Annotated in this window: 23 protein-coding genes; 11 read left to right on the top strand and 12 right to left on the bottom strand. The window is 39.5% G+C overall.

Annotation, left to right across the window (positions count from 1 at the left end; all coding sequences use genetic code 11):
* Window positions 1-391 precede the first annotated feature (391 nt).
* A complete protein-coding gene (locus DW015_RS11890) occupies window positions 392-802 on the top strand; it encodes a hypothetical protein (protein ID WP_147338161.1) in 411 nt (136 codons plus the stop codon).
* A 90-nt stretch (window positions 803-892) separates the two neighbouring features.
* Complete coding sequence (locus tag DW015_RS11885) at window positions 893-1,972, top strand: hypothetical protein (protein WP_117905776.1); 1,080 nt, start codon at window positions 893-895, stop codon at window positions 1,970-1,972.
* 104 nt (window positions 1,973-2,076) lie between these two features.
* Here DW015_RS11885 and DW015_RS11880 read toward each other — a convergent pair whose 3' ends face one another.
* Complete coding sequence (locus tag DW015_RS11880) at window positions 2,077-2,844, bottom strand: GNAT family N-acetyltransferase (RefSeq protein ID WP_117905775.1); 768 nt, start codon at window positions 2,842-2,844, stop codon at window positions 2,077-2,079.
* 143 nt (window positions 2,845-2,987) lie between these two features.
* Here DW015_RS11880 and DW015_RS11875 point away from each other — a divergent pair, with 143 nt between their 5' ends.
* From DW015_RS11875 to DW015_RS11860, 4 genes are read left to right on the top strand one after another with little or no spacing between them, the layout of a single operon-like run.
* Entirely contained in the window at window positions 2,988-4,037 is a 1,050-nt protein-coding gene (locus DW015_RS11875; RefSeq protein WP_117905774.1) for a hypothetical protein, read from the top strand.
* Window positions 4,034-4,906 carry a hypothetical protein gene (locus DW015_RS11870; protein ID WP_117905773.1) on the top strand — a complete coding sequence of 291 codons (873 nt, stop codon included), beginning with the start codon at window positions 4,034-4,036 and terminating at the stop codon, window positions 4,904-4,906. Before DW015_RS11875 ends, DW015_RS11870 begins: the two co-directional genes overlap by 4 nt.
* A gap of 7 nt (window positions 4,907-4,913) precedes the next feature.
* Window positions 4,914-5,789, top strand: a complete 876-nt coding sequence (locus tag DW015_RS11865; RefSeq protein ID WP_117905772.1) for a hypothetical protein — start codon at window positions 4,914-4,916, stop codon at window positions 5,787-5,789.
* Between the two features lie 16 nt (window positions 5,790-5,805).
* A complete protein-coding gene (locus DW015_RS11860; RefSeq protein ID WP_117905771.1) occupies window positions 5,806-6,444 on the top strand; it encodes an ATP-binding cassette domain-containing protein in 639 nt (212 codons plus the stop codon).
* A 418-nt stretch (window positions 6,445-6,862) separates the two neighbouring features.
* Here DW015_RS11860 and DW015_RS11855 read toward each other — a convergent pair whose 3' ends face one another.
* Both DW015_RS11855 and DW015_RS11850 read right to left on the bottom strand, forming a co-directional pair.
* Window positions 6,863-7,312: a hypothetical protein gene (locus tag DW015_RS11855; protein WP_117897239.1), complete on the bottom strand. Its 450-nt coding sequence runs from the start codon at window positions 7,310-7,312 to the stop codon at window positions 6,863-6,865.
* A gap of 9 nt (window positions 7,313-7,321) precedes the next feature.
* A complete protein-coding gene (locus DW015_RS11850; protein WP_117905770.1) occupies window positions 7,322-7,858 on the bottom strand; it encodes a helix-turn-helix transcriptional regulator in 537 nt (178 codons plus the stop codon).
* 214 nt (window positions 7,859-8,072) lie between these two features.
* On the opposite strand from DW015_RS11850, the gene DW015_RS11845 reads away from it, so the two are divergent.
* Both DW015_RS11845 and DW015_RS11840 read left to right on the top strand, forming a co-directional pair.
* Window positions 8,073-8,741, top strand: a complete 669-nt coding sequence (locus DW015_RS11845) for an NfeD family protein (RefSeq protein ID WP_046441812.1) — start codon at window positions 8,073-8,075, stop codon at window positions 8,739-8,741.
* 96 nt (window positions 8,742-8,837) lie between these two features.
* On the top strand, window positions 8,838-10,298 hold the full coding sequence (locus tag DW015_RS11840; RefSeq protein ID WP_117905769.1) for a flotillin family protein: 1,461 nt from the start codon (window positions 8,838-8,840) through the stop codon (window positions 10,296-10,298).
* Window positions 10,299-10,387: 89 nt separating this feature from the next.
* On the opposite strand, the gene nrdG is transcribed toward DW015_RS11840, so the two are convergent.
* The 3 genes from nrdG to DW015_RS11825 form a co-directional block, all read right to left on the bottom strand.
* A complete protein-coding gene (nrdG, locus tag DW015_RS11835) occupies window positions 10,388-10,903 on the bottom strand; it encodes an anaerobic ribonucleoside-triphosphate reductase activating protein (protein WP_117905768.1) in 516 nt (171 codons plus the stop codon).
* Window positions 10,904-10,905: 2 nt separating this feature from the next.
* On the bottom strand, window positions 10,906-13,164 hold the full coding sequence (locus tag DW015_RS11830) for an anaerobic ribonucleoside triphosphate reductase (protein ID WP_038672023.1): 2,259 nt from the start codon (window positions 13,162-13,164) through the stop codon (window positions 10,906-10,908).
* Window positions 13,165-13,578: 414 nt separating this feature from the next.
* Window positions 13,579-13,776 (bottom strand): hypothetical protein, encoded by a 198-nt coding sequence (locus DW015_RS11825; protein WP_117905778.1) that lies wholly within the window; start codon window positions 13,774-13,776, stop codon window positions 13,579-13,581.
* 283 nt (window positions 13,777-14,059) lie between these two features.
* Between DW015_RS11825 and asnB the strand changes: the two genes are divergently transcribed.
* The 3 genes from asnB to DW015_RS11810 all read left to right on the top strand — a co-directional run bounded on the left by asnB (window position 14,060) and on the right by DW015_RS11810 (window position 17,623).
* Window positions 14,060-15,895 carry an asparagine synthase (glutamine-hydrolyzing) gene (asnB, locus tag DW015_RS11820; protein WP_038672025.1) on the top strand — a complete coding sequence of 612 codons (1,836 nt, stop codon included), beginning with the start codon at window positions 14,060-14,062 and terminating at the stop codon, window positions 15,893-15,895.
* A 273-nt stretch (window positions 15,896-16,168) separates the two neighbouring features.
* Window positions 16,169-16,612 (top strand): NfeD family protein, encoded by a 444-nt coding sequence (locus DW015_RS11815; RefSeq protein WP_117892981.1) that lies wholly within the window; start codon window positions 16,169-16,171, stop codon window positions 16,610-16,612.
* Window positions 16,613-16,648: 36 nt separating this feature from the next.
* Complete coding sequence (locus DW015_RS11810) at window positions 16,649-17,623, top strand: SPFH domain-containing protein (RefSeq protein ID WP_022287345.1); 975 nt, start codon at window positions 16,649-16,651, stop codon at window positions 17,621-17,623.
* Window positions 17,624-17,851: 228 nt separating this feature from the next.
* Here the strand turns inward: DW015_RS11810 and DW015_RS11805 are convergent, their stop codons facing one another.
* The 6 genes from DW015_RS11805 to DW015_RS13805 all read right to left on the bottom strand — a co-directional run bounded on the left by DW015_RS11805 (window position 17,852) and on the right by DW015_RS13805 (window position 21,765).
* A complete protein-coding gene (locus DW015_RS11805; protein WP_117905767.1) occupies window positions 17,852-18,526 on the bottom strand; it encodes a hypothetical protein in 675 nt (224 codons plus the stop codon).
* A gap of 74 nt (window positions 18,527-18,600) precedes the next feature.
* The gene (locus DW015_RS11800; RefSeq protein ID WP_117892987.1) at window positions 18,601-18,990 is read right to left on the bottom strand and encodes a hypothetical protein; all 390 of its coding nucleotides are present in this window, start codon (window positions 18,988-18,990) and stop codon (window positions 18,601-18,603) included.
* Window positions 18,990-19,313, bottom strand: a complete 324-nt coding sequence (locus DW015_RS11795; RefSeq protein WP_117905766.1) for a hypothetical protein — start codon at window positions 19,311-19,313, stop codon at window positions 18,990-18,992. The genes DW015_RS11800 and DW015_RS11795 overlap by 1 nt, the downstream gene beginning before the upstream one ends.
* Window positions 19,314-19,584: 271 nt before the next feature.
* Window positions 19,585-20,187, bottom strand: a complete 603-nt coding sequence (locus DW015_RS11790) for a hypothetical protein (protein WP_117905765.1) — start codon at window positions 20,185-20,187, stop codon at window positions 19,585-19,587.
* The gene (locus DW015_RS11785) at window positions 20,168-21,508 is read right to left on the bottom strand and encodes a hypothetical protein (RefSeq protein WP_117905764.1); all 1,341 of its coding nucleotides are present in this window, start codon (window positions 21,506-21,508) and stop codon (window positions 20,168-20,170) included. Before DW015_RS11785 ends, DW015_RS11790 begins: the two co-directional genes overlap by 20 nt.
* A gap of 140 nt (window positions 21,509-21,648) precedes the next feature.
* Window positions 21,649-21,765 (bottom strand): DNA cytosine methyltransferase, encoded by a 117-nt coding sequence (locus DW015_RS13805; protein ID WP_242993283.1) that lies wholly within the window; start codon window positions 21,763-21,765, stop codon window positions 21,649-21,651.
* Between the last annotated feature and the right edge of the window lie 147 nt (window positions 21,766-21,912).

Raw genomic sequence — 21,912 nt, 5'->3', positions numbered from 1 at the left:
ATCGAATTTCTTAATAATAGTGTCCAATATGATTGACAAACCTACATTATTTTAAATGGCTATTTCAACTTCCGCGTTGATGTTAACAAACATTTCACAATCAACTTATGTAAAATGAGATAATTTAGAACGCAATATTTGTGCAACTATACAATAATCTTGTGCATATGAGAGAAATATGCAGAACATAGTGATTTTTGGTGTTATATGTGTTAAAATAATGTGTACATAGAAAAAAAGTTTATTGAAAAAATGTGATAAGTCCAATGAAGATGTAAATATTTATCATGCACAATTACCCGTTGCAATAATTGTGTGATATGATGAAGTTAAAATACTCTGCAACAAAACTTGAAGAAAATCACACCTATATTATGAAAAAACGTTTAATATGAAAAATATCGTTAAGAGAATCGCAGCTATGGGTGCTGCTGTTATGATGATGAGTTCTATGGCTATTGGGGCTAGTGCGGCAGATAGTAAAGCATTTAGTCTTCGCAACACGCCGGGAGCACCTTCAAGCGATAACGTGACTTCCAAAACACTTAATTTTAAAACAACACAATCTGGTAAATACACTACATATACCAAATTGACTGCAAGTAAAAATACTACAGTTACGACCAAGGGTTATGTTTGGAAAAACAACACTTGGAATTTGATCACAACATCTACGGGTACACAGAAGACTACAGGCTCGTGGTATCAGATAACAGTTGGCATGAATGCTAAAAACGTTGTTTCTATAACTAAAAATGCCTCAAAAGCAACATCTGCTTCTGGAAGTACTTCTGGTTATTAATATATGCACTTAAAATAACATATGAGCGACATATTGTCTGAAATTTATCAGCCGATAGTCGCTCATAATATTAGTAAAGGTCGTGAAATAATGAAAAAAAATTATGGCGTTGTTATATCTCTGCTTTTTCTTTTCCTTTTTGGTTGTTCCTCTCAGGACAACAAATCCAATAACCACAGTACAGATGATGCAAGGCTTGAGCCTGTGGAACAGGCTTATGACGGCTGTAATAAGTTGCTTGGCAGCGATCACGGCAGTTTTAAGCTGCCAGAAAAGATAAGCAAAGTGGACTTTAATAAGGTATATTCTTTGTCCTGCAATACTTTGAAAAATGATGATATGACCAATGCTGAAAAGTTATTCAAGACTTTTTATGGCGACGATTTCGACGAAAGTGCACTTTCAACTGACAATGGCGGAATAGTTTATCAAGCTGGAATAAACACATCTGCATACTGGGGTATGGATATTGCACTTTATTCCGCTGACTATGAGTTTCAAGAAAACAGCAGCGGACAGACTTATGTTGTGGGGCTTGACGAGGGCGGCATTAATTTGGGTGGCAAAGCCATTGATGTGACTGATATCGACAGTGGATTAAACAATTATATTGCTGATTTTTATAAGGATTTTACGATCAATACCAAAGAGTTTTCGGTGAATGACACTGTGGGCAGAATTGATTTTACGGCAAGTCTTGACTATGAAAATGTGCCTTTTCAGTATTCGCCCTCTGCATATAGTCGGGCAGACAACGAGAATAATATGAGTTACTGGACGTTTTTGCAGGTGACAGGCTCTATTGGGGAGGACGGCAAATTTGATTTTATCAATGCCAATGCACCCCTTAACATACTTGATAAGACGGAGAAAACTAAGATGATACCATTTGATGAGGCGGTGAAAATTCTTGAGACGGAGCTTGCAAAAGGGTCATATTATGAGTTTTCAAATGTTGAGCTTATGTACTGCTGTCTTGCAAATCAGCCTGCATTGGATATGACCGAAGAGGACAATGTTGCTAAGGCTGAACAGCTGGCGGAGGAATACAACAAGACACCAAAAACCTTTGAGCCTATGTGGTGTTTCGAGATAAATGGCGGCGAGGGTGCAAAGGAATATATCAAGGTGAATGCTCTCAGCGGCGAGGTCTTTGTTGATATTTCGTAGTTTCATAGAGCGTAGCTTTTTTGAAGGAGAAAATCTGGCATAAAAAAATCACAGCATTCGTTTGAGTGCTGTGAAAAATAAGTGTAGCGATAAGCTGGAAGTTGTTATTTATTCATATTCTCAACTAAGCTTGCAGCTTTTACGGTCATCTCCACCCACCCCGGCACAAAACCACTTCGTAATGCATTTTTAACAGATTTAAGATTCGACCAGGCACAACAATAAAACGGCACCTTTCCTCTATCCATTATCTCTATTGCCAAATTACTGGTTAATGAAGAAGCAATCCCCTGCCTGCGATACTCTGGCAAAACATCAACTCCAATTTGCCACATATCATCGCAATCCGCAGAACAGGCTGCAAGCCCAATCAGTTTTCCATTATCATAAGCACCAACCCCAAGAACATCTAGTTGCTTTCTATCTTCACAAAGTGCATTGCCCCAGATTGGAAGATATAAATTTGCAAAATCCTTTTGTTCCAACACCTTAAGAGGATAGTTACATTCTCTTCTCTTCAAGGCATTAACATCCGGTAAAAAATACTCTGCCATAAAACAAACACGGTATCCGTTTTCTTTCATCCGTTCATCTAGCCAATGCATATTAGGAGTTTCAAAACAATGATAAAACTTATATTTGCTTAGGTAGCTTTCAACAATTTCTCTATATTCACCTTTTACAGACGCAACTATATTATTACCATATGAAACCAAATTACAGACAATAGGTTCTTTATAATATTTCCTTGCCAATGGCCCAATCTCAGACTTTACAAATACATTTGTGTCCAAAAGAAAATCAGATGCTTTCGCATTAGTATCGTAGGCAGATTGCTGCATTGCAATATCAAGTATCTCTTTATTTGTCATGTTTTGATTACCTCACATAGTATATAAAATCGAAATTCGCAAAATCAACAAATTTCGATTTGTCGAGCAGAAAAGCTCAAAATATTTTCTCCATTATACCATATCTACATTAATAAATCAATAAAAACCGAAAGGACAGTATTATGAAAACAAACACTAATATAAATACGATCACAAAGCGGATTTTTTGTATTGCTGTGATAGGCGGAATGATCTGTCTTACGGCTTGTGGAAATAGTCAAAATAATAGCGAGAATAGTTCATCTGCGGAGGTGGTATCGGCTGAGGAAAGCAGGGCTGGCAGCCTTTTGGAAAGCAGGGTGACTTTGCAGGCTGAGGCTGTGGCTTACGATAACGGACAGCTCACCTTTGTTTATGACGGCAAGGAATACACGCTTGCAATGGACAGCGAGCTTTTTGAACATGATGAAAAATATGTGAATGGGAAAAGCTTATCCCAAGCAATAATAAACAACGATATCGGCGAGGTCATTTCTGCGGAGATAGTTACGGACGAGGGCATAACAAAAATTTATAGTTGTGATGTTGTAAGTCCTAACGGCGAGAAATACGCTTCGGGAATGTATGAGGATATCAAGGCGGACGTGCCTGCGGAGAATTATGACTACAAGCTTCGCCATAAAAGCGGCTCGGTCTATGAGCTCAGCAATGCGAATAGAACTATCACGGCGGATTTCAACGATCTTGAGGAGTGGCAGAAAGGAAAATATCCCGAAAGTGCTGATGATGTTATGTTCGGCGGCTATCTTTTTACCGACGGCAAGTTTATTATTGAGGATATCAACTTACTTGTTGCGGTAAATGATGACGGCTCAAAGACGTATGAGCCGCTCACGACCAGTGACTACCCCAACTTTTTCGGCACAGTACAGACCATAGGCGACAACACGGCCGAAATTAAGCTCACAGACAAAAAGACAGTATGCACAGTGCCTACATATTATTGCGACGGTGAGCTTAGTGAGGGGCTTGAAGTCATGGTGATACTTGACTGCTCCACAGACCTTTTCGATAGCGGAAAGTCGGAGAGTTTTGATTACGCCGTTATCTGCACCGACCCTGCGGAGTATGACCCCTCAGGGCATGAGTTTGGAAATCTCGCCTACGCCAAAGCTGACAGCAATAATCTTGGTAGGTTTATCTACACTGAGATCGGAGATATAGAGAAATGAAACTAAAACTTCTAAACGCAATAAAATGTGACCTGAACAAAAGCATAATAAACATAGGCTTTGCAGGGGCGGTGCTGCTGACAACAGTGCTTGCTTTCACCTCATCAGCCTATACAGACCTTGCCACCGATAAATCATATTCGGTGTTCGAGTCACTTTTCACTCTCGATAAAAATATCCTCCGCACCGACCCAATGCTGTCCTCTGTGCTGGTTTTCAGAAACGGACTTTCGGGATATATCACAATGTTTTTGCCTATTGTCGTGGCATTCCCATTCATGGTGTCTTTCTGTGCAGAGCGAAATAACGGACTGATGCGTTTCACCATATCTCGCACAGGCAAGCTAAGATATTATCTTTCAAAATTTATATCCGCACTTATCTCAGGCGGATTTGCCGTTATGCTCGGTATAGCTGTTTACGGCATAGCCTGTGCAGTGCTTTTTCAACCACTTTCGGAGTTTGACGTATCAGCCGACCAGCTTCAATACATAATGCAAGACAGCACAGGTAAAACCATAATCAAAATGCTTGCAGTAGCTTTCGCATATGGTGCAGTTTCCACACTGCCTGCGTTTTTCCTAAGCTCATTTTGCAAAAATCCGTATATCATAACCTGCCTGCCCTTTATGCTCAACTATGTCCTCACAACAATGCTCAATAGGATAATAGACGCAAATCTTTTCAACGATAACTTTGATTTTGATAGAGCGAATGCCTTTTATCCAAGCTCTGTGACGAATTTTCTGTATATACAAAGCTTTGACAGAAGTGCAAAGTGGATAACTGCGGTGAACTGTTCGGGGGCGATCGTTACCCTGCTGGGATTTATTATCGTGATGAATTTGCGCAAGGACAAGGGGGTGTAGGTCAGCTATGATGAAAAATTTCAGCCTTAAACAAAGTTTTTTCTGTGCAAGGGCGGAGTTCATAAAGTGGATATGCGACGCACGAATGATAATCCTAGGAGTGCTTCTTATCTTCATTTACAGCTTTGCTATCGAGCCTCTTAAATCAAACGCAGAGCTTATGGGCGAGCCGCTGAATATCCTTGAGCCTTTTATCGCCATAGCTAATTCAGGTGCGATACTTCTTATCATACCGCTGGTTTTCCTCACACTTATAGCAGATTTCCCCAAGATAGACACCAACACAGTTTTCTACATAATGCGTGTGGGCAGGCTGAACTGGCTGTTCGGACAGCTTTTGAAGCTCATTTTTATGGCTTTATCTTATCTTGCAGTGATATTCTTGGGCGCAGTACTTCCAATGCTTTCAGACGGTTTTTGGTACAATGGCTGGAGCAATGTTGCCACGGGTTTTGTGAAAATGTTCCCCGACAGGCGAGGCGATTTCGGAGTTGAGCTGCTTCCAGAAAATCTCTACAATCAGCTTTCGGTATTTGAGGCGGCGGTAAAAAGCTATCTGCTCGTGGCGGCGTATTTGATGATAATAGGGCTGATACTGCTGGTATTTTCGCTGTTCAAGCGCAAGACTATGGGCTTTATCATATGCGGCGGAATGATATCCCTTGGAATGGCGTTCAGTGCTATAAGGACAAATCTTATGTGGACAATGCCAATGGCAAACTCAATAACTTGGCTGCATTACACAAAATATTTCCGTGAGCCTGTTATGTCAATGAGTTTTTCGGTCAGCTATCTTGCCATATTTATAGCGGTACTGCTGGTGTTCTGCTTTATCGCCATAAGAAAATTCAATTACGACAATGTTGCTGAGATAGCAAGTTAGGGATTAGGGGGACAAAATGGATATCATCAATGTAAATGACGTATGCCTTACGCTTGGCAAAACGGAGATACTAAAGCACATAAATTTGTCCTTTGAGGAGGGCAAGATACACGGACTTATCGGCAGAAACGGCAGCGGCAAGACAATGCTGATGAAGTGCATATGTGGTTTTATCAAGCCCACGAGCGGTGAGATTATCGTTGACGGCAAGCAGGTGGGCAAGGACGTTGATTTTCCGAAAGATATGGGAATTATCATTGAAACACCTGGCTTTATACCATACTATTCAGGCTACAAAAATTTAAAGCTCCTCGCAGGGCTGAACAACAAGATTGGCAAAGAGGAGATACGCAGCAGTATGAAGCAAGTAGGGCTTGACCCTGACTTAAAGCGTCACGTTCGTAAATACAGCCTTGGTATGCGGCAGAGGCTTGGTCTGGCACAGGCTATTATGGAAAATCCGAAGATACTCATTCTTGACGAGCCTTTCAATGGTCTTGACAAGGACGGCGTTAAGGAAATGAGAGAATATTTGCTCAGCTACAAAGAGCAGGGCAAGACTATCCTTATTTGCTCACATTCGGCGGAGGACATTTCAGTGCTGTGCGATACTGTGCATGAAATGGATAAGGGTGTTATTGAGGGGGTAAGGTGACATAGACTGAATAAGTATGGATTCGTACAAACAGATATCAGGCGCCGATATTGATAGGTTAAAATTAGGACTATTCTGAATAGAATAAGCTGCCACAGATTTTTTCTGTAGCAGCTTATTTTTTGTTTATGCTATTTATTCTTGTGAAGATATCCGTCATCATCATATTTTTTTAGCTATATGCTGTGCAGCTTCTCTTTTGGTATAATGTTGCGACCTGACTATATACCAAAAAATCATCAAGATTGATCAAGTTTTACACCCTCTTTTTTTATTTAATGCAATACTATATTATATCATACTTTCTAAAAAAGTTTACATTTATCAACACGGAAGTTGAAATAGCCTTTTAAATCACCCACTATTGCCATTTTAAAGCACAAAAAAGGCAGCAAGCTAACCTACTGCCTAAAATCATTCAATTCACGCCTATCACTGTTAGTAGAAAAAGTATCATCATCACCGCCGATACGCTGCTAAGAACAAGTCCAAATATCACACAGCAAACTGCATTCAAGTCAAAAACTTCATTTCTTTTGCCGTCATATCTGAGCCTACAGACCTTATCGGGTATGTATATCTTTGAGCGCATTACTATCTCACATGGGAATACGTTTGGATACTCACTATCACTAACCTTGTAAAACGCTGTATCAAATTTCTTGCCCTCTGCCCTGCCGAAACGCACAAACTTTCCTTTCACGCTTTTCGTTCCAGTAAGTTTTACAGCAGAGTATACAAAGAAACCAAAAATAGCCAGTAGCAGGATAACAAGAAAAACAATGAACATTATAGGAACTATAACAAAGTCTGCGCCAAGACACATGGCAAGCACAAGAACAACCGTGGCTATGATAACAAATTCCATGACTGTACCCTACAAAAGACTTCTGTAATAGTCGCTAAGACGCTTAGCGTTAGCTTTTAATAGCTCGTCAGCCTTGTTTTTAACGCTTTCATCTGCAAAAATACCACTTTTTGAAAGTTCAGAAGCCTGCTTGGCAAGGTCTATCGCCTTTTGAAGATCCGTGGCACTGTCAGAGCCTGAATACTCCCTAGCCACCATAAGGCAAGCTTTCGCCTTAAGCGCACATATCTCATCTGAAAATTCGTCATCAGCGTCATACTCTATAACAGCCTTATAGTTCTTGTTTATAAATTCTTTCCGTATACTGATATAGCCCTCTGCGTCAGGGGCGTTTTTGGAGTCGTTTTCATCAGGCAGAAGGGCATTAGGCTCTATCTCCAACACCTTGCAGAGATATTCAAGAGTCTTTACCGACGGTGTTGCTGAGCCGCTCTCTATCTGACTAAGCATATTGCGGGTTATAAAATCACCCACTACCTCGCTTTGAGTCATTTTCTTTGCAAGCCTTGCCTCTTTTATCCTCTTGCCGAGAGTATTTTTCTCCATTTTATCGCCTCACTTTATTTACTGTAAATTTCATTTACTTATATGATAGCAGATAGTAAAACAGATTTCAAGTGTTTAACGAAAAATTTACAATTTTTTTGTGCTAAGCTATATTTAAAAAATAATTTTAATTATTGTCCAAAATCTATTGACAAATAAGATAAATGAGTATATAATAAGCGTAAATAATATTTACATTGGAGGTGTAAGCTATATGAATGAATGGTGGGACGGTTTGTCGCTTTTACTTAAAGTGCTGTATTGTATAGCGTTTCCGTCAACGCTTATACTGCTTGTGCAGACTTTGCTTTCTATGTTCGGTTTTCATGATGGTGGAAGCGGTCACGATTTCAGCGACACGTCAGGTCTTGATCTTGATGTTGATACCAACATAAGCGGTCACGGAGATGTGGATATTGGTCACTGTACACATGATATCGGCTGTGACCACAACGTAGACGGCGGAAACCCTGCGGATTTTGCTTCTATGAGAATGTTCACGCTTCAGACCATAGTTGCTTTTTTCACTGTGTTTAGCTGGTCATCTATCGTTCTTGTAAGCTCAGGTGTTTATCCAGCACTGTCTACAGTTATCGGCTTTGTTCTGGGTCTGGCGACCATGCTTCTTGTAGCAAAGATAGTTCAACTTTCTGCAAGACTTGCTGAAAACGGTACGGCTGATTATAAAAATGCTATAGGAGAAACTGCTACTGTTTATATCCCCTGCCCACCTAAAGACCATGGGCTTGGTAAAGTGAATGTTATGATAAACGGACAGCTAAGAGAAGTCACTGCAATAAACAATGGTGATGAGCTTATAAAGACAGGAACTCAGGTTCGTATTATCGATTTGCAAGGAGATACTGTCGTAATAGAAAAATAAAAGAATTGATAGAACAAATGGGTTCTAAACATAACGATTCTGTGAAATGACCCGTCTTGAGGTTATTATAATATTATTTGTGTGGGAGGAAAAATTATGGAACCAGTAATCATCATCTGCGTGATAGTTGTTGTGCTTTTTGCGGCAATTATGGCGATACTGTCACGCTACAGAAAATGTCCGTCTGATAAGGTGCTTGTTATCTATGGTAAAGTAGGAACAGACAAGAATGGTCAAGCAAGAAGCGCAAGATGTATCCACGGCGGTGCGGCATTTATCGTGCCAATAATCCAATCTTATGAGTATATGGATCTTACTCCTATATCCATAAATGTGGATCTAAAAAACGCTCTTTCAAAGCAGAACATCAGAATCGATGTTCCGTCAAGATTTACTGTTGGTATCTCAACCGAGCCAGGCGTTATGCAGAACGCTGCTGAAAGACTTCTCGGTCTTAAACTCATTGAGATACAGGAGCTTGCTAAGGATATTATTTTCGGTCAGTTGAGACTTATTATCGCAACAATGGATATCGAGGAAATAAACTCGGACAGAGATAAATTTCTGCTCGCGGTATCAAACAATGTTGAGATAGAGCTTAAAAAGATAGGTCTTAAGCTTATCAACGTAAACGTAACGGATATTACAGATGAGTCTGGATATCTGGAAGCTCTCGGTAAAGAAGCTGCTGCAAAGGCTATCAATGACGCTAAGAAGTCAGTTGCCGAAAAACACAGAGACGGTGAGATCGGTCAGGCAAACGCTCAGAAAGACCAGCGTATCCAAGTTGCTGCTGCAAACGCTTCTGCTATCGATGGCGAGAACCAAGCTAAGATAGAGGTTGCACAGTCAGAAGCCCTCAGACGTGAGCGTGAAGCGGAAGCTCTCAGACAGGCTACAGCCGCTGAAGCTGTTCAGGCAGCAAAGGCAAAGCAGGAAGCTTACATAGCTCAGCAATCCGCCGAGCAGACGAGAGCCGAACTTGAAAAGGCTACACAGACCGCCGATGTTATCGTAAAGGCTCAGATCTCAAAGCAGCAGGCTGAGATCGAGGCTGAAGCACAGGCTGAGGTAGTAAGACGTAAAGCAAAGGGTGAGGCCGATGCTATCTTTGCAAAAATGGAAGCTGAAGCAAAGGGTAATCAGGAAATACTCACAAAGCAGGCAGAGGGTATGAGAAAGCTTGTTGAAGCAGCAGGCGGAGACGCTAATGCAGCCGTTAAACTCATAGTTGCTGACAAGCTTGAAGAGCTTATCTCTATTCAGGTAGAAGCTATCAAGAACATTAAGATAGACAAGATAACCGTGTGGGATACAGGCGCAGGTGCAGACGGAAAAGGCTCGACAGCAAACTTTCTAAGCGGACTTATGCAATCAGTTCCTCCGCTGAACGATCTGTTCAAGCAAGCAGGAATGTCACTCCCTGATTTTCTTGGCGAGGACATACAGGAAGCTTTGAAAAAGTCACAGGAAGAAGCAGTAAAGAGAGCAGCAGAAGCTGATAATGCAGAAGCTCTCGACCCAAAAGATGTTGAGGTAATAGAGCCTGAGAAATAATTAATTTGACCTCCGTAGTTTAACGATTGCGGAGGTCTTTTGGTATAAATAAAAGCGAGTTTCAACATCATGAAACTCGCTTTTTATGTTCAATATGGTTCAACGACTACTGCTCTGCCCTCTTTTAAGGACTTCTGCACGTCGATGAAGCGTTGATTACGACTGCCCATAAATTTCAACTCAAGGCTTCGCTGTGACAGAATAAATGGTCCGTCAACAAGATAATCAAGCTGACTAAGAAGCTCCATATAGCCGTTTTCAGCGTTAGCGTTTGCAATTAGATATTCATAAGTATAGCCTGTGAATGAAATAACATTCAGCGGAAAGCCATGGAACGCTTTTATCCGTCCTGCAAGTTCTGCTAAGGGTTTGCATTGACAGAAAGGCTCACCGCCACTGAACGTCACGCCGTCAAGAAGCGGGTCTTTTATTATCTCATTGTAAAGCTGGTCTGTGTCAACGACAATGCCACCGTTAAAATCATGTGTCTGCGGATTGTGACAACCCTCACAGCCGTGTGGACAGCCCTGCGTAAAAATAGTGTACCTAAAACCCGGTCCGTCTACGATAGATTCACCGACAGTGCCTGCTATCCTAAGCTCCATGGCTAATTGTCACCCTCACAGCAGGCTTTTGCACGAGGTATCCTCTCATGTATCACCTTGCTGTGTTCAGCCTCAGAACGTCCACACTTCGGGCATTTGTCACCTATTATTCCAGTATATCCGCAAACAGGATCACGGTCAACAGGGTGGTTTATTGAGCCGTAGCCTATGCCAACTTCTTTCATATATCTTACGACTTTCTCGAATGCAGAAAGATTGTTCAGCGGATCGCCGTCAAGCTCGATATAGCTTATATGGCCTGCATTTGTAAGAGCATGGTAAGGAGCTTCTATTTTAAGTTTCTCAAACGCTGTTATCGGATAGTAAACAGGCACATGAAAAGAATTGGTATAATATTCTCTGTCCGTAACTCCTGCTATCTCGCCATAACGTTCTCTATCCATTTTAACAAATCTGCCGGAAAGTCCCTCAGCAGGCGTTGCAAGCAACGAGAAGTTAAGGCCAGTACGCTTTGTTTCCTCGTCCATTCTTGCTCTCATACGTGAGATTATCTCCAAGCCAAGCTCTCTTGCTTCTTCACTTTCACCATGGTGCTTGCCAGTAAGCACTTTAAGACACTCAGCAAGACCGATAAAGCCCACGGAAAGCGTGCCATGCTTTAGCACTTCTTCAAGCGTATCGTCAGCCGTAAGCTTCTCTGAATCGAGCCATATGCCCTGACCCATGAGAAACGGATAATTTCTCACACGCTTTGAACACTGTATCTTAAATCTGTGCATAAGCTGGTCGATACAAAGATCCATAAGCTCATCAAGGCTGTCAAAGAAAGCACCGATATTACGCTGTGCTTTTATGCCAAGTCTAGGAAGATTAATGGTAGTAAAAGAGAGATTTCCTCTTCCTGTCACTATCTCACGAGTAGGGTCATATGCGTTACCGATAACTCTTGTGCGGCAACCCATGTAAGCTATCTCAGTGTCAGGATTGCCCTCTTTGTAATACTGTAGATTGAAAGGAGCGTCGATAAATGAAAAATTCGGGAAAAGACGCTTTGCCGATACACGGCAGGCAAGCTTGAAAAGGTCATAGTTCGGGTCATCAGGATCAAAGTTCACGCCCTCTTTTATTTTGAAAATATGTATAGGGAAAATAGGCGTTTCACCATTGCCAAGTCCTGCTTCCTCTGCAAGAAGAATATTCTTTATAACAAGTCTGCCCTCAATAGAAGTATCGGTACCATAATTTATGGAGCTAAAAGGCGTTTGAGCGCCTGCACGGGAGTTCATAGTATTCAGATTATGGATAAGCGCTTCCATTGCCTGATATGTGGCTCTGTCAGTTTCTTTCAAAGAGTTTTTATATGCAAAACTCTGTATCTTCTTAACTATAGGTGCGTCGACAAAATTCACAAGAAACTGTGCTTCAGCCTCTTGATAGCCGTTATCATTGGCGAGAGTGATCTTTAAACCCTGCTCATCAAGCATTTCAGTTATTTTCTTTGCAATACTCTGAGCATCAGAAACTTCACCAAGGAGAGCAAGACCCCTGCCGATATTGTCACGATAGCGGTGTCTGAATGTCTTTCTTACGCCCTCAGCCATATCATAATCGAATTTAGGAAGAGATTGACCACCGTGTTGGTCGTTCTGATTGGATTGTATCGCAATGCAGGCAAGCGCCGCATAGCTTTGTATATCATTTGGTGTACGCAAAAAACCATGACCTGTAGAAAATCCCTTATCAAAAAGCTTTGTAAGGTCTATCTGAGTACAAGTGGTGGTCAGTGTATAAAAATCAAGGTCATGAATGTGGATATCGCCCTCTTGATGAGCCTTTGAATGCTCAGGAGCAAGAACATACATCTCATTGAACTCCTTTGCACCCACAGAGCCGTATTTAAGCATTGTACCCATTGCGGTATCGCCGTCTATATTAGCATTCTCACGCTTCAAATCGTTATCTTTCGCTGATTGGAAAGTAAGATCCTCATAAACTTTCATAAGACGGGTATTCATTTCTCTTGCACGAGTTCTGTTTGAGCGGTAGAGTATATAACTTTTTGCAGTATCAGCCATGCCCTCCTCGATAAGTACACGCTCAACGCAATCCTGAATCTCTTCAACAGTAGGCATATCAAGGTGTTTTTCCATAAGCTTATCAACAACTTTACCCGAAAGCTCCAAAGCTTCCTCATAGTTATCCTTGCCCACAGACTGAGCCGCCTTGTATATAGCGCCAGCTATTTTCTCAATATTGAAAGTTACAGTACGACCGTCACGCTTTTTTATCTTGATTATCACAATACCGCCTCCGATTTTCCCAATTTATCCTTATATTTTTTATATTCTCACAACTCGCACCGCAAATCACAACATATTGTATAAAAAGCAGTGCTTAATACAAGTATATAGTATAAGTGACGCAAAGTCAAGGCGTTATACAACAAAATGTGACTTTGTTATTTGTATTAAATGCACAAAGCCACATTTTCGTCAGATATTGATTTTAGGTGTCAAGCAAAATGCCTTTAGCTGTAATGCAGCCAAACTTTACAGTGCATAATACAATATGGTTTGGTTATTGATGCTGTAAAGTGAGCTAACTTGTCGTCTTATACATTTTTAAGTGCTGCTTCATGCCTCCGAAATGTAGTAAATAAGCGAATTCGGCAAGCACGTAAAGCACTTTAACTTGTCGAATTTTTAAATTTTGCGCTATGCTGCTGAACTACTCTCAGCACTCTCGTAAGTGTAATCATGTGTGACTACAGAGCTACCTGTTTCATTTTCAAGTACGCCCTCGAGTGTCGTATTCATCATATAGGCACAGAAAGATATCAGCATTACAAAAAAACTCACTATCAACACGATATCCAATCTATAGCCATTTTTCTTCTTTTTGTTATCGTTCATAAGATCTTCTCCAAAATATGATTTTAATACCATTATACTATATTCCTCTGCCTTTTTCAAGCCAAAATGACAAAATCGCAGATATTTTTATACCATACACACTGCCATGTGATAAATGCACAAAAGACAATTTCTTTTATTGTTTAATTTTTGTTTTTACCCCTTGCAAAAAAGCCGCATATAGTGTATAATAAGTATTATATTGCTTGACGTTCACTAGGCGACAGGCGGCCGTATTAACTAAGATACAGGCAATTTGATTTAACAGAAATGAGGCTTTTATATGTGCGGTTTTGTTGGATTTACAAATAAAATCAATGACGCTTCCATAGTTCTTGGAAAAATGATGGATAGAATAAAACATAGAGGTCCTGACTCTGACGGAAAATATGTTGACGAGCAGATCGCAATGGGTTTCCGCCGACTTTCGATCATCGACCTTTCAGATCAAGGTAGCCAGCCTATCTTCAATGAAGATAAGTCGTTGGTACTTACATTCAACGGTGAGATATACAACTACAAGGATCTCCGTGAGGAGCTTGTAGCGTCTGGTCACAAGTTCTACACACAGACCGACTCTGAGGTGCTTATCCATGGCTATGAGCAGTGGGGCGAGGATATGCTCGACAAGCTGAGAGGTATGTTTGCATTCGTTATCTTCAATAAGAATACAAACGAGGTTTTCGGTGCAAGAGATTTCTTCGGTATCAAGCCTCTTTACTACGCAAAAATGGGCGAAACTCTTATGTGGGGTTCTGAGATAAAGAGTTTTCTTGACCACCCTCATTTCAAGAAGGAACTTAACACAGACGTTCTTGAAACTTATCTCACATTCCAATATTCTCCTACAACAGAAACTTTCTTCAAAAATGTTTACAAACTCCCTGCCGCTCACTGCTTTACATACAAGAACGGCGAGATGAACGTAAGAAGATATTGGGAAGTTAAATTTCACGCTGACAATGGCCCTGCTCTTGAAGATTGGGTGAATAGGATATCCGACACTTTCAAGAACTCTGTTGAGGTACACAAATTCGCTGACGTTGAGGTAGGTTCTTTCCTTTCAAGCGGTGTTGACTCAAGCTATGTAGCCGCTGTTGCCAACGTTGACAAGACCTTTACTGTAGGCTTTGGCGAGGACGAAAAGTACAACGAGATAGGCTATGCTAAGGAATTTTCAAAGTATATCAATAAGGAGAACTTCTCCAAGGTCATTTCTCCTGAGGAATACTGGAACAGCCTTTCAAAAATACAGTATCACATGGACGAACCTCTTGCAGACCCTGCGGCTGTGGCTCTGTTCTTCGTATGTCAAATAGCTTCTGAAAAGGTCAAGGCAGTGCTTTCAGGCGAGGGTGCAGACGAAATATTCGGCGGATACAACATCTATCACAACCCTGCTGATATGGCAAGCTACTTTAAGATACCAAGACCTATCAGAAAGGCTGTTGGTGCAGTTGCTGAGAAACTGCCTCACAAGCACGGCATAAACTATCTTATAAGAGGTTCTAAGGACCTTGACGAGAGATTTATTGGTAACGCATACATCTTCTCTGAGAAAGAGCGCAAGGATATTCTGAGCATAAAGACAAACGCTCCTGACGCTATGGCTATCACAAAGCCTTTCTACGATAAGGTAAGAGATCAGGATCAGGTAACACAGATGCAGTACATTGACCTGCACCTTTGGATGACAGGTGATATTCTTCTTAAGGCGGATAAAATGAGCATGGCTCACTCCCTAGAGCTTCGTGTACCGTTCCTTGACAGAAAGGTAATGGAGCTTGCAGAGCAGATACCTGTAAAAGACAGAGTTACTGAAACTGAAACGAAGTATGCAATGCGTCTTGCTGCACTTCAGGCTTGCCCTCCACAGACAGCTAAGAAAAAGAAGCTCGGCTTCCCTGTTCCTATCAGGGTATGGCTCAAAGAAGATAAGTATTATAATATAGTAAAGGATAAGTTTACTTCTCCTCAGTCAGCACAGTTCTTCCACACAGATAAGCTTGTACAGCTTCTTGACGATCACCGTGCAGGCAAATATGACTATTCAAGAAAGATCTGGACAGTGTTCTCATTCCTTGTTTGGTATGACGTTTATTTCAGCGACAACGTATAATTACACAAATAGTAAAAGCGGTTACCTCCAGCGGGTTACCGCTTTTACTGTAAATTTTTTTATATAACTATCTTTTAGAAATACTTTTTTTCTTTATGTATTAGCATCAACATATATATATTAGGGTACAGCTAATAAAATATGGTACGGTCAATGTAAAATCATTAAAGATTAAAGGTAAAAAAGCAAAAATATTGTGTCTTAGCTATTGTAAATTTTAAAATAATATGTTATAATAAATCTTAAATAAATGAGAGGAACAGGGGGTATCATATGACAATGGCTACACTCAAAATAGTTTTCTGGGCTTTAGCTTTCGTGTTCTTTGTTGTATGCGAGGTCGCAACAGGAACGGCACTTGTGTCTATATGGCTTGCTATAGCAGCACTTATTGCGATGTTTTGTGCCATAGCTAAGCTTTCTTTCCTTACACAGTGCATCGTATTCGTCGTAAGCTCGATCATACTTCTTTTGCTTACAAGACCTGTGGTCAAGAAGCTCCAGAACAAGACGGTTGCAACAAATTACGAGCTTGATGTGGGAAAAACTGCAATAGTTATTGAGCCTATAGATAACTCTGTGAACAAAGGCAGGGTCACTCTTGAGGGCACAGATTGGGCAGCAAGAACTGAGGACGGCTCAAAGATCTCAGAAGGCACACCAGTGAAGGTCGTGCGTATTGACGGTGCAAAGCTGATAGTTTCAGAAGAAAAGTAACAGCTTACATAAACTTATTTTTTTAGGAGGCATATAATGGAACCTGGAATTTATATCGTACTTGCTATCATCGTATTGCTTATAATCATTGTTATCAGCAACATCAAGATAGTACCGCAGGCATATGTATTTGTAGTTGAAAGACTTGGAGCTTTTCATGCGGCATGGGGAACGGGACTTCACGTAAAAGTACCTTTTATCGACCGAGTTGCAAAAAGAGTATCTATCAAAGAGCAGGTAGTTGACTTCAAGCCACAGTCAGTTATCACAAAGGATAACGTAACAATGCAGATAGACACTGTTGTGTTCTTCCAGATAACAAACGCAATGCAGTTCACATACGGTGTTGAGAGACCTATCTCAGCTATTGAAAATCTGACGGCAACAACACTCAGAAACATTGTTGGTGACCTTGATCTTGAGGCTACGCTCACTTCCCGTGACATTATCAACACAAGGATCACAGCAATTCTTGATGAAGCCACAGATAGGTGGGGCATCAAGGTGCAGAGAGTTGAGCTTAAGAATATTCTTCCGCCAAGAGAAATTCAGGACGCAATGGAAAAGCAGATGAAAGCTGACCGTGAAAGACGTGAAAAGGTCATTCAGGCAGAGGCTGAGAAGAAATCTCAGGTGCTTGTTGCAGAGGGTGAGAAAGAATCTAAGATACTCAGAGCACAGGCAGACAAGGAGTCACAGATACTTGCAGCCGAAGCTGAGAAGCAGTCTATGATACTTCGTGCAGACGCTGTAAAGGAGCAGAAGATACTTGAGGCAGAAGGTGAAGCGCAGGCTATCGACATGGTACAGAAGGCGATTGCCGAGAGTATCGTCAAGCTGAATGCTGCTAACCCTAACGAGCAGGTAATCCAGCTCAAGAGCCTTGAAGCATTTGCTAAGGCAGCAGACGGCAAGGCTACAAAGATCATTATACCAAGTGAGATACAGGGCATTGCAGGTCTTGCAACAGGACTTAAAGAAGTCATGACAGACGTTAAGAAGCCACAGTAAAACGCATATAGTTAATCCCCTTCAAGGCAAATGCTTTGGAGGGGATATTTTTTTGCATTGAAAAGCGAGCAGGACACTGAGATAAACTCAATGCCCTCCCAATATCATTAAGCTAAAAAAATCAAGAAATAAAATAACTATGATACATTCGCATGAATACGTTAGCTATCGGCTCTAAAAATGCTCCGTCAGCAAGAAAAATTGTATGCGTTATTATACTTGATATACTTATTTTTCCATAGTCCCAACTAAAAATAGATATTTAAGTTTTCTATTTTCGTTTTCATTAACATCGGGGATGATATTTGTAATATTCACCATTATTTTATGATAAATATTAATCATACGGCATTTATTAAATGCAATTAAATATCCACGTTCAAGATCTGGTTTATTAAATTCTGAACAAAATAAAATTGTATTGCCATGATAAAAAATGTCAATTTTATTTGTAGACAAAGTAATAACAGAAATTTTATCGAATACGTTTTTTTCAAACGAAATTGTTTTTTCTCCAAAATTTTCTGCAATCACCTGTCTAGCCAAATCTATATTCCCGTGTGCAATTTCTTTTTTTATAAATTCTTCTATCTCAATATCATTATCAGTTTTTTTTATTTGATGACGTGAAAGAAACAGGAAAAGAGCAATTGCTGCAAAATCAGCATTAACACTTTCATATATAATCTCGTGACTGTTTCGCTCTATTTTCAAAACAGCAAAATGCCCACAATTCCTCTCTAATATTTCGTAATATATTTCCGGGGCGCCACCATCAACATCGCAGACAACAGAATTATTATAAGATTTCAAACATATATTTCTTACATCAGCCAAACAAATATTATGAGATATTTGAATTTTATAATACAAGTCATTAAATGTACTGATTATATCATTCAAAAACTATCTTTCCCTTCAACACTTTAAAATCGACCAACATACTCCCCCATATGTTCCGTAGCATTCGCATTAGTTCACACTACATTTGTTTCGGTATTAGGATTTATATAAAATTCTTTTAAATAATCATCGGGAATACGCAAATCCAGTTCTTTTTTAAGTTCATGAAAATATTTTTTCCATTGAATTGAAATTTTTTCCCACCAACCATCAATTGAGGTTTTAATAAGTATAGCCTCATTATTATCACCCCAATCATAACATATGCAGCATCCGCAAGCACCTTGACCATAATTAAAGCGCATATCAAAATAGTCACAATACTTGAATCCCAGACTAAATTCTTCATGTCCATTGCCGTAAAAAGCGTCTATCAAATTAAAATTCGAAACTAAACTACCAAAATATTTTTTCATTTCAGTTTCCACTATTTTGGCTTTTATTTCTGCTCGATTTTCATTCATTATAAAAACCCCTTTGCTTTTAAAAATTTCTTGGGAATCTGCTTTTTTACATCTGTCGTTATATATTTTATCAAACTGTCACAAAGCTTATCAAAGTCGGTATTAAGCGATGACGAAAATAGCATTTTCTTTTCACTGCGATTTGTTATGATAAAAAAATATAAGTTGTTATCTCTAATTTCAACCTCAAATGGATAATAATCATAAACGATTGAAGACATTTTATTATTACAAAAAGTAACAGTATCTATTAAATGCTTGTCATAACTACGTATTTTTTGAGTTAATGTTCTAAGTAAATTAAATTTTTCATCTAATTCCATACCAAAAATCTCCTACTGAGAATAATTTGGGTTCTTCTGTTTTCTCTTTTTTATGTTCAATGCTTTGCTCTTGAACATTATTCTGAATAATAGATTTAGGATTACTATCCCAAATGCCTTTAAGCTCGATTGTATAGAAACGACGCAGGAATACTTGCGTCCTTCAAGGAGTTTCTGTGCAAGATAACGGAAAATTGGCAAGTTAGACGTACACAAAGCCGTTAGGCGGTAGTTGTGCGGTGTCACCATAAAGATCTGAATTACAAATTGATTACCAAGGTCTTAAACTTTGAATTCGTTTAACAAAAGTTCCGTCGTCAGGTGAAAACACAAATCTGAATCCGTTGAAATCATTTACAATTAATTCACCATCAATATAATTAATCATTACATACGGCGAAATAAACTTATATTCCGGACATACCCTTTCTTTATTCTGAATTCGCCAGATAACATTCCCTTCCATATCAACGGCATATACGTTGTCGATTTCATCAGATTTTACAGACGCATCCAGTTCATTTAATTGTACAATTATCCTATCATCAAATAAAACAAAAGAATAAATGTTATGTTCAAAATAAACGGCAGAGTTATTAAAATATAGATTATTCTGATTAATTTCTACTATAAAATCTTTATCTAAGTCTGATCTTTGAAAAGGCTTATTATTTTTTTCAATAATGTTACCTGCCATATCAACAGCATATAAATCTCCGATTTCTAGCTGTACAATTATCTTTTGTTTCAAAATTATTACAGACTTAACATTATAATCAAAGCAAACATCATAACTATTTATATGAATCCATTTTTCAGATATTATCATTCTTAATACCATACTATATTCCTCATTATGATAACAATCTTTCATTGTAAAACTCTCCTATTTCTTGCCTCATAAGATCAAATTGAACACCTCCACCATTTCCCCATTCGGATATTCCGTTTGCGATTCCAAATCTGATTCTTGAACCTTTTGGCAACTTTACATCACAAATATATTTAGGAACATTTTGCAAAGCAAATCTATTTTTTATTTCTATTGGAGAAAGTTCTTTAATCTCATTGTAATTCATAATCCAACCGCCGTATTTACCAGATATTTCACCATCATACACTCTAACAAACGTGGTATTTTCAGTTAATTCGATAGTTGTTACATTAGTTCCCGGCTTATAAGGGGGATTTGTATATCCATTTTGTTTTAAAATTTCATTTACGTTTTCAGCTGAATTAAAATCAATTACATCAGAGCATGCCCAAGAAGGAATATCATCATATTTTGACATCAAAACAAAAAATTCATCACTCTGCTTTGAAGCAGTTTTTACAAACAATTCCGCTGCGTCGTCATCAAGGTTATTAATTGCCTTGACAAGATAATCGCCGCCCTTAACAGCAACTTTAAAGCCATCATCACCATAGTCTCTTATCAAAGCTGCAACAGCGTCTTTATCCAAAATCTTATTTATCGCAACAATTGCTTCATCATCATACTTAGAAAGAATAGCAACAATATCAGAAGCTTGACCAGATTTGAATATTGAGTCAAGCAACTCTGGAGATATCTTTTTGGAAACCTCATATCCGCATACCTTTGCCTGCTCTTCGTCGGTGAGCGGCATTTTTCCATACGCCGTCAAGAGCGACTGTGCAGAAATATTTTGATTATCCGTAGATATAGAGTTTACGGAGCCTACAAGAATTTCCTTGGTATCATCTAATGTTCCGTTTGATGATACAGAAGCAATGTTGAGATACTGCGTTTTGCCGATCGACGTTAAAGCGCCGTTCCACTCGTAAATAATCTTGTTGTCAATGTAAAGAGCAGGCGAAATAGTATCGGCGTATTGCGCCCAATAGTCATTTTTCAGATTATAGATACTGCTTGGAGTTCCGTTTCCGAAAATGCTGTAAAACTCTTTGTTGGGAACATATCCGACCGTTATAGTCGAAATGTATGCCATGGGTCCCGATATCACCTGCTGATAACCGTTATTAATACCGATTTTGAGCAGATCGGTGTCGACAATCTTGGAGTCGTAAATATTTTTAACTTGTTCTTTAATTGTACCACAAATATACGGCAATTTCAAGGGAATTTTTGATATATTCTTCTGAACGATCATCTTGCCGGTAACATTAACCGATATTTCTTCAGAAGACTGATCGTCAAACTTGCTTAAATACAAATAAAAGTCGGAAGAATCCTTGAAATCGGAAATATCAACATCGATATTCTATTTTTCGATCTCGTCCGAAATACTCTCTACCTGCTTATATTTCTTGAAGCTGATATCGAGTTCGTATTCATTGCCGTCGATAGTAGTTTTTACCCATGGTCGAAATTGGGCAGTTCGTTAGGGTCGATCTTTCTTGCATCATCGTAATACACCTTGTTTCTTGTATCGTACAACGTTTCGTATGCTTTCTTTGCATATTTGTCTATTTCACAATAACCGACGCACTCAAAACCGCCCGCTTTTTCAAGTCTGAGCGAAATCCGCCTATTCCTGCAAAGATATCAAAATTTTTTATCAGTACGAATCATCTCCTTTGGTATGATATTAGCATAGTCCAAACTGCTGACTACAGT

Origin of the sequence: Ruminococcus sp. AF37-20 (genome assembly GCF_003460465.1) — a bacterium.
Classification (GTDB): Bacteria; Bacillota; Clostridia; order Oscillospirales; family Ruminococcaceae; genus Hominimerdicola; species Hominimerdicola aceti.
This window is presented reverse-complemented; position numbering and strand designations above follow the sequence as displayed.